10 protein-coding genes are annotated in these 16585 nt (G+C 33.1%); 3 read left to right on the forward strand and 7 right to left on the reverse strand.

The features are described 5' to 3' along the window. Positions 1-108 precede the first annotated feature (108 nt). From tatB to guaB, 3 genes are all read right to left on the reverse strand, one after another. Entirely contained in the window at positions 109-474 is a 366-nt protein-coding gene (gene tatB / locus LI_RS03235) for a Sec-independent protein translocase protein TatB (protein WP_011526672.1), read from the reverse strand. Positions 475-756: 282 nt separating this feature from the next. Beyond that, positions 757-2298, reverse strand: coding sequence for a glutamine-hydrolyzing GMP synthase (gene guaA / locus LI_RS03240; RefSeq protein WP_011526673.1), 1542 nt, complete (start codon positions 2296-2298; stop codon positions 757-759). A 112-nt stretch (positions 2299-2410) separates the two neighbouring features. Continuing rightward, complete coding sequence (guaB, locus tag LI_RS03245; protein ID WP_011526674.1) at positions 2411-3886, reverse strand: IMP dehydrogenase; 1476 nt, start codon at positions 3884-3886, stop codon at positions 2411-2413. Positions 3887-4203: 317 nt separating this feature from the next. Between guaB and LI_RS03250 the strand changes: the two genes are divergently transcribed. After that, entirely contained in the window at positions 4204-4791 is a 588-nt protein-coding gene (locus LI_RS03250; protein WP_011526675.1) for a sugar O-acetyltransferase, read from the forward strand. Positions 4792-4991: 200 nt separating this feature from the next. Continuing rightward, the gene (locus LI_RS03255) at positions 4992-6431 is read left to right on the forward strand and encodes a phospholipase D-like domain-containing protein (protein WP_011526676.1); all 1440 of its coding nucleotides are present in this window, start codon (positions 4992-4994) and stop codon (positions 6429-6431) included. A gap of 22 nt (positions 6432-6453) precedes the next feature. On the opposite strand, the gene rnr is transcribed toward LI_RS03255, so the two are convergent. From rnr to tpx, 3 genes are all read right to left on the reverse strand, one after another. Beyond that, on the reverse strand, positions 6454-8895 hold the full coding sequence (gene rnr, locus LI_RS03260; protein WP_011526677.1) for a ribonuclease R: 2442 nt from the start codon (positions 8893-8895) through the stop codon (positions 6454-6456). A 23-nt stretch (positions 8896-8918) separates the two neighbouring features. Beyond that, complete coding sequence (lpxK, locus tag LI_RS03265) at positions 8919-10373, reverse strand: tetraacyldisaccharide 4'-kinase (protein WP_011526678.1); 1455 nt, start codon at positions 10371-10373, stop codon at positions 8919-8921. A 170-nt stretch (positions 10374-10543) separates the two neighbouring features. After that, positions 10544-11062 (reverse strand): thiol peroxidase, encoded by a 519-nt coding sequence (gene tpx / locus LI_RS03270; protein ID WP_011526679.1) that lies wholly within the window; start codon positions 11060-11062, stop codon positions 10544-10546. Positions 11063-11902: 840 nt separating this feature from the next. Between tpx and LI_RS03275 the strand changes: the two genes are divergently transcribed. After that, positions 11903-14314, forward strand: a complete 2412-nt coding sequence (locus LI_RS03275) for a tetratricopeptide repeat-containing diguanylate cyclase (protein WP_011526680.1) — start codon at positions 11903-11905, stop codon at positions 14312-14314. Positions 14315-14354: 40 nt separating this feature from the next. On the opposite strand, the gene LI_RS03280 is transcribed toward LI_RS03275, so the two are convergent. After that, on the reverse strand, positions 14355-16421 hold the full coding sequence (locus LI_RS03280) for a heavy metal translocating P-type ATPase (RefSeq protein ID WP_011526681.1): 2067 nt from the start codon (positions 16419-16421) through the stop codon (positions 14355-14357). Positions 16422-16585: the final 164 nt, after the last annotated feature.

Genomic DNA, 16585 nt, shown 5'->3' on the forward strand with positions numbered 1-16585 from the left:
TACTTTCTACAAATTTTTCTTGTGAGCTATCTAATAACATATTGCTATCAGTATCTTTTATTGCTCCAGAGTCACTCATCATATTATCTTGTATTGAAGACTCTTTTTTCATATAGATGCCTTCTCAGCCTGCTCTTTATTAAGAGAATGTTTGCCATCATCCTTATCATTAGAAGACACAAATGAAGTAGATAGTGTGTCGCTTGTAGATAAAGGACTTTCAGATATTGTTGTCTCATTATTATCTACATTATTTTTTACACTACTTACGGTGTTACCTGCTTTAACTTTCTTTTCATGCTCTTCAAATGTTATCTCAGTATTAAGAGTATGTTGAAATTCTGAAGAAACTTGCCTAAATTCTCTTAAAGCTTTTCCTAATGTCCTTGCAATTTGGGGAATACTTTTTGGTCCAAGGACTAGTAATGCTACAAGTAAAATTAAAAGAAGTTCTGTACCACCAATACCAAACATACAATTTTCCTAATATAAAAAAATTGTTACCCTATTTAAACTTTTTGAATTACCTTCCTTTTCCTATAACTCTCTTTATACTAAAGGAAAAGATAGAAAATCTATAACTCATAACTAAAAAGTTTCACTTTAATTAAAGGTACTCCAGTAAAATATAACTATACTAAACAGCTAACTACTATAAAAAGATATAATAAAAAGACCTACATTGTAATACATATCAAGTCAACAAAGTAAGTCTTTCTATAAGGTATCAAGAACTATCTGTAGTTATCTAATATATTACTCCCACTCAATTGTACTAGGAGGTTTAGACGAAATATCGTATACAACCCTATTAATACCTTTTACTTCATTTATAATCCGTTTAGAGATAGTTTCCAAAAGTTGTGAAGGTAAACGAACCCAATCAGCTGTCATAGCATCTCTACTATCAACACAACGTAATGCTATGACATTTTCGTATGTTCTTCCATCCCCCATAACACCAACAGTCTTTAGAGGTAAAAGAATTGCAAAACCTTGCCAAATTCTTTTATACCAACCAAAACTTTTGAGTTCTTCCTCAACAATTTTATCTGCTTTACGCAATATAGTTAAACGCTCTTGAGTAACTTCACCTATAATACGGATGGCAAGGCCTGGACCAGGAAAGGGATGTCTCCAAATAATGGAATCTGGTAATCCAAGCTCTACAGCAACTTTACGGACTTCATCTTTAAATAGTTCTTTTAAAGGTTCTATAAGTTTCAAAGACATTTTTTCTGGAAGTCCACCAACATTATGATGACTCTTTATAACAACACTTGAACCTCTATGAGGGATAGATTCTATTATATCTGAATATAATGTTCCTTGTGCCAAAAAGTCTACTTTTCCAATTGCTCTTGCCTCTTCATCAAAGACATCAATAAAAGTATGACCAATAATTTTTCTTTTTTCTTCAGGATCTTGAATACCTTCTAGTTGTTTAAGGAAACGGTCTTGTGCTTGGACAAAAATAAGATTTAAATCAAAGTGTTCACGTAAGTAAGAAATAACTTCATCCTTTTCTCCTTCACGCAACAAACCATTATCAACAAAAATACAATGAAGTCTTTTACCAATTGCTTGGTTTAATATAAGAGCTACAACTGTAGAGTCTACACCACCAGATAATGCACAAACAACGTTTCCATCCCCTATCGTTTTCTGTGCTTGTGTGATAATCTTTTCTATAAATGAAGACATAGTCCAATCAGGAGCAATACCTACTATCTTAAAAAGAAAGTTACGGATAATTTGTTCTCCATCTTCTGAATGAGAAACTTCCGGATGAAACTGTACAGCATATACCTTTTTCTCTTCATTTGCGATTGCACCCACGTTAAGTGTGTTTGTTCTCCCAATAACTGTAAAGTTTGGAGGTGGAAACTCTACAGTATCACCATGAGACATCCAGACACGAGAGAAAGGTTTATGGCTAATACCATCCCAAAGAATAGAGTTTCCTTCTAGTATAAACTCAGCAGGACCATATTCACGTGTTTGTGAATATGCAAGAATTCCTCCAAAGCATTGAGCAATAAGTTGCATTCCATAACAAATACCAAGAATAGGTACATTAAAATCAAAGATAATATCATCTAACTGTGGGGCATCAGATGCTCCTACACTTGCGGGTCCCCCAGACAAAATAATCGCTGATGGTTGTAAAGAAGCTAAAACTTCTTTACTAACAGTACAAGGATACACTTCAGAATATACACCTAACTCACGTATCCGACGTGCTATAAGCTGAGTAAATTGTGAACCATAATCTATCACAATAACTTTATTCTGCATTTGTTACCTTTAACTATATTAAGTCATATTGTTGTATTAAAAATGAGTAGATAAAGACAAATTTAATAGTAAATTTAACGATATAAAATAACTAGTTATATCTATTAAGTAACTAGGGAGTATCTACTCGATAATTAGGGGCTTCTTTTGTAATAATAACATCGTGCACATGACTTTCACGTAAACCTGCTGAGGAAATAATCACAAGTTGAGAAGTATTAAATAGTGTTTTTAAATCTGATGCACCACAATATCCCATACCAGAAGATAAACCTCCAACAAGTTGATAAATTGTGTCGGATACAGGACCACGATAAGGAACACGCCCAACTATTCCTTCGGGAACAAGTTTCTTATTTGTGTCCTGGAAGTATCGATCGGAACTCCCATCTTTCATTGCATCAATAGAACCCATTCCTCTATAAATTTTATATGTTCTTCCCTGATAGAGAATTGTTTCTCCTGGGCTTTCTTCAGTTCCAGCAAAAAGACTACCAACCATAACTGTATTGGCACCTACAGCAAGTGCTTTAACTACATCTCCAGAAAATTTAATTCCACCATCACTGATACAACACCGATCCATCTCCCTTGCAGCCTTAGAACACTCCATTACTGCTGTTACTTGAGGAACACCAACACCTGCAACAACACGTGTAGTACAAATAGAACCTGGACCAATACCAACCTTAATTGCATCGGCACCAGCTAATAGTAAAGACTTGGCAGCCTCATATGTTGCAACATTTCCTGCAATGAGCTGACAATTAGGGAAAGAATGCTTTATTACTTTTACAGCATGAAGAATATTCTTTGAGTGACCATGTGCAGAATCCAAAACAAGAACATCCACTCCTGCCATAAGTAATGCTTCTGCTCGAGCCTCACAATCAGAACCCACACCAATTGCTGCTCCCACACAAAGGCGACCTTTGTCATCTTTACATGCATTAGGATATTTTTGTATTTTATCAATATCCTTCATTGTAAGTAATCCTGCTAGTTGCCCTGCTTCATTAACAACCAATAACTTCTCAATGCGATGCATATGCAAATGATGTTTTGCTTCATCTAATGTAGTTCCAACAGGAACTGTAACAAGATTTTCACGTGTCATTACTTCGTGAACAAAAGTATTGGAGAGATCTTCAACAAAACGAACGTCTCTATTTGTAACAATACCTATAAGCGTTTTATCTTGTACTACAGGTAAGCCTGAAACTCTATATAGCTGCATAAGTTCAAGTGCATGTTCAACTGTATCCTCTGGCCGAACAGTCACTGGGTCAAGAATCATACCATTTTCAGACTTTTTAACTTTTTCTACCTCCATCTTTTGCCTAGAGATACTCATATTCTTATGAATAATACCTATACCTCCAGCTCTTGCCATAGAGATTGCCATAGCAGACTCTGTAACAGTATCCATTGCAGCAGAAATAAATGGGATACTTAGCAATAGTGATGGTGTTAACCAAGCAGAAATATTTACTTTATCAGGAGTAACCTCAGAGTATGCAGGAATTAATAAAACATCATCAAACGTTAACGCTTTATAACGAATTTTATTTGTTATATCTTGATTCATACAAAAACACTCTGAGTTAAATAGATTAATCTGACTTGTGTTATTTTCATTGACTAATTTCTAAAGGGAAAGAATAGAGAAACCAAAATACATGATAACATAAAAAAATATCTGATATAAAAATATAATTCAACACGCTGATTGTCAATGTAGATTACAAGTTACCTTATTAGTATTAATTCTAACAAGCTAGAAAATAACATTTTTTTAATACATTCTGTCTTTGGTTTAATCTTCTATATATTTAATAGTATCATACTGTACAAAGTATATTTAACTATTCGTTATTATTAATAAAATAAAAAGAGAATCAAATTATGACAGAATTACAAAAAATGCTATCTGGCTATGAATTTGAATCTGAAGATAACGAAATTTATGAAAGGTCTTTAAAAGCTCAACGATATATAAAAACTTTAAACGCTCTTGAGCCAGAAAGACCTGAGCAACAACTTTCGATTTTAAAACAACTTTTTAATTATGTTAGTCCAACAGTACGTCTCCAAACACCATTTTTTTGTTCTTTTGGTTTTAATATTAACATTGGAAACAACACATTTATTGATATGAATTGTGTTTTTCTTGACTATAACAATATCACTATTGGCGAAGGAGTTCTTATTGGCCCTTGTGTAAATATTTATACTATAACCCATCCAATATCTGTACAAGAGAGAAAACGACTTGCTCCTAATAAAAATGATGCACCACTCTATAATGCTACTGCTAATCCTGTAAAGATTGGAGATAATGTATGGATAGGAGGTGGCTCTATTATTTTACCAGGAGTTGTTATAGGTAATAATACAACCATTGGTGCAGGTTCTATTGTTACTAAAAGTATCCCATCTGATGTACTTGCTGTAGGAAATCCATGTCGTGTTCTTCGTAATCTTCATCCATAATATTATATATTAAAAAATTATTCAAAAAAGAAAATTTCTATTCATTTTTCTCAATGTAATTTATTATTATTATTATTATTATTATTTAAAATTATGGTATGATGTATTTCTATCTTGATATAATGTATCCTAACTATAATATATAAATATAATTATATTATTCTTATAGTTAACCTACATTATTGTACTCTAATATTACTATGAATTTTATCTTTTTTTCTTCTATTATTGTTATTTATTGTTTAGCTATTTTTACTGCCGCACAGGCATTACTCCATAAAAAAGACTCAAAATCTGCATTTGGATGGATTGCTATAATTTTTATGCTCCCAATTCCAGGAATAATCTTTTACTGGCTATTTGGTATTGCTCGTGTTGATAGTCGAGCAAGTCTTTTGATGGGAAAAGCAGCTTATAAGGTCTTAGGTGGGAAAAAAGATCTCCATACTGGCTTTTTTGTTAAGGATCCTCAAGGATTCATTGATAGCAAAACTCTTCCTGTAAATATAGCAAAGCTATCTATGCCAGGACAAAAAATTTCTGATCATTATGTTGTAGGAGGAAATAATGTCTATCCACTTTATAATGGAGAAGAAGTATACCCCAAAATGCTTGAAGCTATTTCAAAAGCTACCCATCGAGTATATCTTTCTACATTTATTTTTGGGAACGACTTTGTTGGAACACTCTTTATAAAAACTATAAATGAAGCTGCGATTAGGGGATGTGAGGTAAAAATATTACTTGATGGTATTGGCTCGTTCTTCCCTATAAAAAGTTGGAGGGAAAAATTACATCCAGCAATTAAGCTAGCCTATTTCCTATCACCAAGCTTACTACCTCCCAAATTATCTATAAACTTGCGTAATCACAGAAAAATTCTTGTATGTGATAGCAATATTGCATTCACTGGGGGAATGAATATCTCACAACATCACTTAGTAACTCTTAAAAAGTCTAACCGTGTCCAAGACATACATTTTTATTGTGCAGGCCCAATTGCTAAACAACTCGAGATTGCATTTCTATTAGACTGGAGTTTCACTACAGGTGAAACTGCTCGTATCCCTTTTGATCCAATAAAAAAACAAGGATCAACACTATGTCGTTTAATTATTGATGGTCCAGGCTCTCCTCATGAAACAATCCATGATTTATTCTGTGCTATGAGTTCATCTGCACAAAAAAATATCCGTATTATGAGCCCTTATTTTTTGCCAACACCTCAACTAAGCGAAGCTTTAGCAAGTGCAGTATTACGAGGAGTAACTGTTGATATTATCATTCCATTAAAAAATAATCATTACTTACTACAGTGGGCAATGGCCCATCAGGCTCCTCAACTTGTAGATAAAAATATACATCTCTTTTTACAACCACCACCCTTTGCACACACAAAACTCTTACTTATTGATAATGATTATACATTAATGGGATCCGCCAACCTTGATCCACGAAGTTTAAATCTTAACTTTGAACTTGTAGTAGAAAATTTTAGTACAACACTTACTAACAATTTAATTGAATTCTTTGATAAAAAAAAATCTCAATCCTACCAACTGACTGAACATACAAAACTACCGTCTCTCCCCATACGATTACGTAATGCTGCCAGCTGGCTCTTTTCACCCTATCTATAACATTACCTATTATTCTTTAACACTATTGTCCTTTCTGATGTAAAGAAGAACTTTTTTTCTTTCTCTTTCTAAAAGAACTATTGCTACTTCTTACCTTTTCTTTTTGCCTATAATAGTTCCTTGCCTTAGTCCTACCTTTTTTAATATTTTCTCCACTAGTAGGTTGCATCATATGTAACTCAAACTCTATTTCTAACCTTAATATATTCACAGAACTTACTTTAACAGTTAGACGTTGTCCTAAATAAAAACGTTTTCCTGTCCTTACACCAAGAAGTTCTTGTCTATCCTGATTATACTCAAACCAATCATCCTTTAGCGATGCAAGCCTTACCATACCTTCTATAGGCATAGATATTAATTCCACAAAAAAAGCAAAATCTGTTATTCCTGTGACAATAGCTTCAAAAATTTTACCCTCATCTCCTTGTAGGACAAGACAACTTAACCGCTTAGTAATTTCTCTCTCTGCCTCTTGAGCTACACGTTCATGTGAATTACACTGTTCTGCAATACTAAAAAGCTGTTGCCCAAAGGGTATATGTTTCTGAGTATCTCCTAAAGCAAACTTAACAGCTCGATGCACAAGTAAATCTGCATAACGACGGATAGGAGATGTAAAATGACAATATAAAGGAGATGCTAAGCCAAAATGCTCTCCAGGTTCAGGAGAATATTTTGCCTGCATCATTGAACGTAATACCATACGACTAATCAAAAATGTCTGAGGAGTATTTTCTGCTTCTTCCAAAATACCCCCCAACTTCTTTGCATCAGGACTACCTGACAATTGGCAAGCTAAGTCTGTAGTCGCTAATATCCGAAAAAGTTTTTCTAGACGCTCAATATCTGGCTCTGGGTGTATACGGTATAAAAAAGGAATTTGTTTATCATGAAGAAATGTAGCAACAGCTTCATTTACAGCTAACATAAGCTCTTCTATTAATTGATGAGAAAAAAAACGTTCTTGACGTATAACTCCTATGACTCGACGGGTTGCTTTATTAATTAAAAAACGTGTCTCTGGAAGATCAAACTCTAAACTTCCCCTTTTTATACGATTAGCTTGTAATACTTTAGCTAACTCACTTGCATTATTAAGCATTGACAGGGTATCTATTCCCCCAGGGAGTCGACTTATTTCTTTAACTTCCAAAGCTAAATGTACTTGCTCATATGTAAGACGTGCCCGAGAAGATATCACTCCAGGAAAAAATATTACATTCTTAGTTTTCCCATCATTATCAAAAGAAATTTTTGTAGCCATTACTAAACGTTCTTCTTTTGGCTTTAAACTACAAAAATCATTAGATAAAAACTCTGGCAACATGGATTCTACAGAGCATGGGAAATAATATGAATTCCCTCGTGCTAATGCTTCACTATCTAATAATGAACCTGCTCTGACAAAATGACTCACATCAGCAATGGCAACCCATAAATCCCACCCAATATCTGTTGGATAAACACAAATAGCATCATCAAAATCTTTAGCGTCTTCACCATCAATTGTTACAAAGTCTATTACTCTTAAATCTTGCCTTATAGCTGTAGAACATTGTGAAATATCATCATATTTCTGATAGGGAACATTATAGAATACTGCTTTACTCTTAATAAAAAGGTCTTTTGCAACATTTTCCTCTTTTAATACATGTAAAGGAAATTCACATGGAATATTATAGTTAAGTTTCACAACTTTTTCTTGTACTCGAACATCCTCTTCAACCCCCAGTGAGTATTGAGCAATACCCATCAATAACTCACCATTTGTATTTGGAGTTGGTATAATAACTAATAGCTCATTTTCAATGGGTTTTTCAGGTAACTTTGATGTGTCTACAATGAATAGTACATTAAGCTTAGAGTCTACAGGATAGCAAACAACCCCTCCTTTCTCATGCTTCTGGCTAACACGAACAATAACTTCTTTACGAGGTCTTTCAAGGATCTGTACAACCTGGCCTTCAAAGTTTTTACCATGCTTAGTAGGATAGACAATAACTTGAACTTTATCTCCATCCCATGCACCATTTTGAAGTTCTGGACGGATAAAAATATCTGAATATGGCTTTTGTGTATTCTGTTGATCAACAATAACAAACGCTGCTCCAGAGCGCTGTACTACAAACGTCCCTATAACTTTTTGCATAGGTGATGCTATTGCCCACTTCTCACCTTTTGTACAAACTATCTGACCTTGTTTCTGTAACACGTTTAATACTAATTCTAAAGCTTGTTTTTTTTGCTTAGTAATTTTTAAACGTGTAATGATTTCATTACTACTTAAAGGATGATCAGAATTATATAGTAAGCTTAGTATGTGTAATCCATTTATTTTACTACCTGGCTGAACACTTTGACGAGTAATATAGCTTTTAGGTTTATGTTTTTGTATCTTACTTGTCTTTTGTCCCAATGTATTATCTTTTGTTTTTTGAGAGCGATGTTGACTTCTTTTCATCTATTACCTTCCACCACTCTATGTCAGGTGGCTCTTTCACTGTTATTATCATTACTATCATTACGTAGTATATCTCTTTCTCTTTTATTAGAAAAAGTAGCTTCATCCATAACATGACTACCATGATAAAGGTTTTGGGGAGATTCTGGAAGTATAACAGTAGTCCTCATGTTATCTATCTCTTCATGATCATCAGTATGTTGTACTTCTACATTGTTATTGTTCTGTATAACACTAACTTCATCAACGTCACTACGTTCATCATCAAAAATAATTAAATCATTAGAGACAGCCTTATCTTGAATAGATTGCTCATACTCTGGAGGGATACTTTCCTCTCCCTGCTCTTCAAAAAATAGTGTTACCGAACTATTAAATCCTTTGTAATCCTCTATATCTTCCCCTAACGAATCTACAATATTATGATGCTTTTCATCCCACAATGCAGCTAACCATTGTGGGAAACTATACTTTGACCACAAATATCCTTCAAATACTGTTTTTACTTGTAATCCCCAAAGTTCACTAACAGGTAACCACTGCAGTTTTACAAAGTCTTTCATTGTACAAATAATAGGAAGATTAAAAGAAAGAAGTCGATTAATATCTTGAAAAGTATATCTATGATGATCAGAAAAAATGATATGAGTTTCTGGAGAATAACCTAAATATGACTCAACTGTATGTAATACCTGATTTGGATTCCCCACACCTGTAACTAAAATATATGAGCGGCCAGCAAACTCTTTAGCTGTTACTGCCTCTGACAAACCTGCTCCTTTTAATAAAACTGGTTTTAAATAAAAACTAAAGACTGGTTTACCAAAATGAAATAATCTATTTTGAATAATAGGCAAAAGTGATTGCATTTTTTCCTTATCTGCCTTGATAAGAAAAGCACTTGCATCCTCAAGTGCTTGGCTACCTTCTCTCCATGAGCCTGCTGGAATAACTCTATTCCATTGTTTTGTTAAATCTTCCTCACTTAATAATACAAAGTCTAGAGTTTTTTTTACACCAACCTGCTGAAATCCATCATCTAAAAGTAATAAATCTGGCTTTAATACTTGTACAGCATATCTTCCTGAACGAATTCTATTTGGATCTACTAAAATAGATGCATTTGGATGCTCTAAAGCTAACATAAGAGGTTCATCACCAACTTCTTTGGGCTTATGGTGAGGCTTTACATATAAAGGTAATATAGTAGAACTATTATCCGACTTATATCCTCTTGTTAAAACAGATACTGATAACTGTTTTTGTTCTGCCCAATCGAGTAACCAGTCGATCACTGGAGTTTTTCCTGTACCTCCCCAAGAAATATTACCTACAGAAATACATGGACAATATGGATCTAGTCGACCCAATAAACCTATCTTTCCAATAGCTCTACGTATTCTCATAACTAGAGTATAAAGATACGACAATGGTAATAGAATAAATCCTAAATTTTTTTGTAATTCAATGAAATCCATTTATGATTTACTCCATTAACATACTGCTATCTAATCATTGCTTATAATAAAAAATCTGACTTATTAGTTATATGTTTTCTTACAAATTCCTTTATAAATATAGGCAATTGCCCAGTTTAAAGATATCCTGAAAACTGGGCAATAATTATGTTAATTAATAGACTAGTTAGTTAACTCGCAGTATTAACTGCTTCAAAGATAGCAGTATAGTTAGGCTCGTGTGTCATCTCAGGAACAATTTCTTGATAGGTAATCATCCCGTTTGTATCAACAACAAAGACAGCCCGTGCTAACAAGCGCAACTCTTTAATAGCTATACCATATGCATAACCAAAGGAAAGTTCTCTATGGTCAGAAAGTGTTTCTACTGCACTCACACCAGTAGCTCCACACCAACGTGCTTGTGCAAAAGGTAAATCACAACTAATAGTTAAGATACGAACTTTTTCACCAAGTTTTGCTGCCTCACTATTAAAACGTTGTGTTTCTATATCACATACTCCTGTATCTAATGAGGGGACAGCACTTAATATTAATATATTATTAGCATAGTCACTTAAAGTCCGAGGAGAGAGATCATTTGCAAGAACTGTAAAGTCTGGTGCCTTTTCCCCTATAGAAACAGGATTACCCATAAGAGTTAATGGATTCCCTAGAAAAGTTATTATATCCTTACGTTCCTTAACCATGTAAATTCTCCTAAAGACGAAGCTATCGTCAATCAATAGGTTATATATATATATATTACTAATTATATCATAAAAATAGCAAAGGTAAACAAATTAATCTCTATATATTACCATCACGGTATGATATACTAATTAACATACTATAAAAATCTTGTATACCTTTCAGTTATACATACCACATCTTGAGCTTGATAAAGAATAACATATGTGAAACATAAAATCATAAAAGGACTATTATAACAAATAATAAGTAAAAACTAGTTGCTACATTAAAACATTAGAATATTTCTAAAATGACTTCCCATCAATATTATGATAATAAAATAATACAAAATGGATAGATAATATTAAAGTATTATTCTAACCCATTAACCTGTATAATATACTGCTTCTTCTTGCTATATATCAAAATATAAAAAATACAAAAGATGAGCGTGTTATTAGTCCAATATAGGTAGTTATCTTAATATGTATTAAAGTACTCTCTGTGGAACTTACTTAACTCACATATAAAAATTATTTTAACCTTAATATTAATTAATCAAAATTTGTTATAACTTCTACAACTAAAAAAGATTCTTAAAATTTTTTGTAATAACCAAAAACTAAGGATAATAACAATAATGTCATAATATCAATATGATATAACTTAGTATTATTTACTATACAAAAATTATACTATATTAGTTAGTAACTACCTATAAGTAAACCGTATAACTAAGTTTAGTTATTAAAATTAATACATAGTCTTCATATCAGACTTACCAAGTTAAGATTATTTTTATATTATACTATATCTATAATCTTTAGCTATAACCTGTTACTTTATTTAAAATCTTCATGAGCAAAAATAATAAGATATCTATTCCTCTCAATAATACTTATTCTTTAGTACGTTGGGACTTACTAAAGTTTGAACAACAACTATGTAATAGTATTAAATTAATCCTTCCTTTTAAAAATTATGCTATTTACTTTCCACAGCATCATCTCCCCAAAAATCCTGAATGGCTTCCCGAAGAACAAAAACTATTTCTTCCATTCTGGTACAAAGACGAATTATTAGGCGTTGTCATGATTCGTAATCCTGATCCTACCTTAACAGAGATGTTACTCCCTGTTCTGCCAGGGTTAACTACTTTATTTTTAGCACAACTTGAACTTCATAAAAAAGCACAACTTGATTTTCTTACTGGCCTAATGACACGCCAAAATTTTATCCAATTGCTTACAGAAGAAATAGAGCTTATCCAGTCCTCACTCAATAATAACAGATATGGTGGAGTAGAAGAAACAACTCATTATAAAAGCAGTATAGCTGTTATAATCATTCGTTTTAATGGACTATCTAAATTAACCCACGAAATAAGCTATAACTTTGTAGAAAATATTATTGCTGATCTTGCTGATATTTTTATACAATCCATACCTAACCATACAATTCCTGCAAGAACTGGTGAGTATGAATTTGCATTACTAATACCAGAAACAAATAGATCTCAATGTGATACTATCGCAAGCAAAATCCTTTTTTGTTTAAATCAATATAAAAAACCTTCTCCCCTAACTGACCGTTATATCAGTATTAGCCCTCATGCAGGCTATGCTATTTATCCACAAGACATGGATAGAACAAAAAAAGTTACTATGGATACCCATGTTAACCTCATCCTACATAAAGCAGGACTTGCTGCTGAAACAGCTTACTCCAGACTTTTTCATGGTGGGAAAAATATTATGGGATATGGAAGCCTTCTTTATGAAGGAGGAGAAATTTGTCAAATTCTACCATTAGCACAAGTCGCTATAAATTTAGGAAGAGAAATTGGAGCCTATGAAGGACAACATTTTTCTGTTTGGACAACACATTATCATAATCCTAAAAAGCTAAAAGAAAATCATATTCCCATCTATAAAGGAGAAATTGTACTGCTTGAAGTAAAAGAAACCAGTAGTATAGCAGAAATAGTTTACCTTGGAGATCCTACACAACCTTTCGAAATTGGAGATATGCTCCTACTCCTTGATGAAGAACATAGTTTATTACAAGAAAAATCTTATGAAAGGCAACAAAAAATAAAAACACATAAACTAGATCCCACAACAGGTCTCCTTCAACATTTTGACTTTGTAACAAAATTTTCAGAATCTTATAGAAAATATACTCAATTTTCTTTAGCCATTATTCATACAGCTAATAAAACTTTAAATAGTACATCTCAAGAACAAATAAACCACTATATCAAAGAGATAGCAGTAAAATGTCATTTATTAAATAATAACCTCAATGATAGCGAATTATTTGGTGGACGATTTGCACTTAATAGTCTTATCTTCTTCCATACTAATACTCAACCTGAATCACTTTATGCACATTACACAGCATTATCTACAAAAATTTCTCAAGAATTAAATATAACTTTAAGCGTAGGTATTGCCTATTGGCCTTTTCTAACATTACAACCACTAGACATTTTAGAATGTTGTCGCAAAGCATTGGAATATGCTCTTCTTCTACCACCCCCTCATGTAGGGATATTTAACTCACTAGCTATAAATATCAGTGCTGACAAAAAACACTGTAGGGGAGATTTATTCAGTGCTATTGAAGAATATAAACTTGCTCTACTTGCAGATAAAAATAATGCTTTAGCACGGAATTCACTAGGTGTTTGTATTGCAAGCCTTGGACACTACAATGAAGCCCAAAAACATTTTAAGGAAGCACTCCAACTCTTACCAACAGAACCAATGATCTCCTATAATCTTGGTATGACATACCAGAACTTAGGAGATATTACATCTGCGACTCAATACTTCCATAACTGTCTTACACTATGTCCAACACATCTATATGCAGCTATTAGACTTGGGGCTCTTGCAGAGTCTACAAATAATACTCAAGAAGCAATAAAATATTATAACCAGGCATTATCTATAAATAAAAAACATGCATTACCATATAGGCATCTTGCAATGCTTGCTTTTAAAGAGGGGAAAAAAGAAAAAGCAAGAGAATATCTTCATCAGGCACTATTATATAATCCACATGATACAACTACACTTATGCTTATGGCAAAAATGTATTTAGATAGTGGTGAAGATCCCGAAATTGCTGAAACTCTTTCTCGTCAATGTGTTGCTCAACGGCCAGATATTAAATCAAACTGGATTGAATTTGCTAGAGCTCTTGAGGCACAAGGGAAAAAAAAAGAAGCAAACAAAGCTTGGCTAAAAGCAAATGAATTATAATAGTTACATATCTTCTGTAAACCAACACTTTTTTTATTATTTAAAAGTTTTTTAATTTACCAGCTCGAGTTGAATTAAAAACAGCTAATAATGCTACACCTACATCAGCAAATACAGCTTCCCATAATGTAGAAAGGCCTGCTATACCAAACCCCATAATAACAGTTTTTATCCCTAACGCTAGTATAATATTTTGTAAAACAATAATGTATGTTTTTCGTGCAATACGTATAAGATCTACTACACGTACTGGTGAATCATCTAAAATTACTGCATCAGCTACTTCAATAGCTGATTCTGCTCCTAATTTACCCATAGCTACACCAACACCTGAATAAGCTAAAACTGGAGCATCGTTAATACCATCTCCTACAAATAATGTTTGCTCAATAGGCCCAAATGACTCTATCACAGCAACCTTATCTTCAGGTAATAACCCTGCCCTATACTCATCTACCTGTATAATTTTTGCTATACCTTCAGCAGAGTCAGGGCGATCTCCTGTTAACATAACCACTTTATTAACATATTTTTTTAAACATCTTATAGCTTCTACCGCATCCGACTTTAATGTATCAGTAACAACAATAACACCAAGGTAGTTAGCATCCCTAGCAACATGTATGATACTGCCAGGCCTATCTACGATAATAGGCTCAAAACCATGTTCCCTTAACAAGGTTTCATTGCCAACAACAAGAGATGTCTCTTTATATGTTGCAACAATACCTTTCCCCGGGATTTCTTTTAATGCTATACCACTTACCTGAGGTTTTTGATTAACAATATCTAAAATAGGACGAACAATAGGGTGAGAAGAGTATGTTACAGCCATTGCTGCCGACTGTAGTAAATATTCACGAGAGACTCCTTTATTAAGAAGTATCCCTGTAACTTCAAATCTTGCCTTAGTTAATGTTCCTGTTTTATCAAAAGCTACAATTTTAATTTTTTGAAGAGCATCAAATACACTTCCACCTTTAACAAGAATACCTTGACGTGAAGCAGCACCTATTCCACCTAAATACCCCAGTGGAATAGAAATAAGGAGTGCACAAGGACAAGAAATGACAATTAAAATTAATCCTCTATATATCCACTCCTGTAAAGTTCCTAGTCCAAACAATGGAGGTAATATTGCTACTAAAATAGCAGATAAAACAACTAATGGAGTATAATACCTTGCAAAGCGTGTTATAAACCTCTCTGTAGGTGCTTTCCGTGCTACTGCATTTTCAACCAACTCTAACATTCTGGATATAGAAGAATCCTTATAAGTTGCTGTAGCTTTTATAATTAATGAACCCATGATATTAATAGTTCCACCAAAGACTTGGCTCCCAACATGTACAACAGTCGGTACTGACTCTCCAGTGAGAGGAGAAGTATCAACTTGTGAAGTACCTGATTCTACAATGCCATCCAAAGGTATCTTTTCTCCTGGTCTTACAAGCAAATTAGCTCCAGGCTGCAGAGATTCAGGAGAAACATCTTGTATATGATTTTTTTGCACTAAATGTGCAATAGAAGGTTTTGTTGCCAGTAAAGCCCTAATGGACTTTTTAGATTTTATTAATGTTCTTTCTTGAATGTATTCACCAATACGATAAAAAAACATCACTCCCACAGCTTCCGAGAAATCTCCAAGAGCAATAGCTATAAGCGTAGCTCCACCCATTAAGGTAAATTCATTAAAAAAATCTTTGCGTAATACACACTTCAAACCTTGTAGTAAAACACTCCATCCACATAAAACATATGGTATACCAAAAAAAATTGCATCTGTGACAACTGAAAGGGAAAATTTATATAATTTTTCTTGAAAAAGAATACCAATAATAAAGAAAAGGCTAGCTATCCATAGTGAAGGAGGCCACGAAACCTCTTCATCTATTGCATTAGTAGAATAAGGTTCAAAATAAACTCCAGGTAAAATCTCACCTGCTATCTTATTAAGTTCTATTAAGTCTGGGGCACTACCTTCTATAACAAGATGATGTGTTAATTCATCAATAGAAGCAAATGATATTCCTGGTAAAGACTGTATTTGCTCTTCTATGCGAATAGCGCAACCTCTACAGTGCAAATTATGGATAGTATATGTCATAGTTGCCACAACATATTGCTTTTATTACATTATAATTAATAATTAAATATGAAATTAGTGTTAAAAATCTACTTAATGTTATTTCTTCCAGTAAGGATAACTATATCTCATGATATTTTATATTAAAAAATATGTTATACTATAAATATAAGATAAGTTATATC

The organism is Lawsonia intracellularis PHE/MN1-00 (assembly GCF_000055945.1).
Classification (GTDB): domain Bacteria; phylum Desulfobacterota; class Desulfovibrionia; order Desulfovibrionales; family Desulfovibrionaceae; genus Bilophila; species Bilophila intracellularis.

Excerpts from the sequence above, each read along its gene's own strand:
- lpxK (WP_011526678.1), bottom strand. The coding sequence starts at position 10,373 with ATGGATTTCATTGAATTACAAAAAAATTTAGGATTTATTCTATTACCA.
- LI_RS03255 (WP_011526676.1), top strand. The coding sequence starts at position 4,992 with ATGAATTTTATCTTTTTTTCTTCTATTATTGTTATTTATTGTTTAGCT.
- guaA (WP_011526673.1), bottom strand. The coding sequence starts at position 2,298 with ATGCAGAATAAAGTTATTGTGATAGATTATGGTTCACAATTTACTCAG.
- LI_RS03275 (WP_011526680.1), top strand. The coding sequence starts at position 11,903 with ATGAGCAAAAATAATAAGATATCTATTCCTCTCAATAATACTTATTCT.
- LI_RS03280 (WP_011526681.1), bottom strand. The coding sequence starts at position 16,421 with ATGACATATACTATCCATAATTTGCACTGTAGAGGTTGCGCTATTCGC.
- LI_RS03250 (WP_011526675.1), top strand. The coding sequence starts at position 4,204 with ATGACAGAATTACAAAAAATGCTATCTGGCTATGAATTTGAATCTGAA.
- tatB (WP_011526672.1), bottom strand. The coding sequence starts at position 474 with ATGTTTGGTATTGGTGGTACAGAACTTCTTTTAATTTTACTTGTAGCA.
- tpx (WP_011526679.1), bottom strand. The coding sequence starts at position 11,062 with ATGGTTAAGGAACGTAAGGATATAATAACTTTTCTAGGGAATCCATTA.
- guaB (WP_011526674.1), bottom strand. The coding sequence starts at position 3,886 with ATGAATCAAGATATAACAAATAAAATTCGTTATAAAGCGTTAACGTTT.
- rnr (WP_011526677.1), bottom strand. The coding sequence starts at position 8,895 with ATGAAAAGAAGTCAACATCGCTCTCAAAAAACAAAAGATAATACATTG.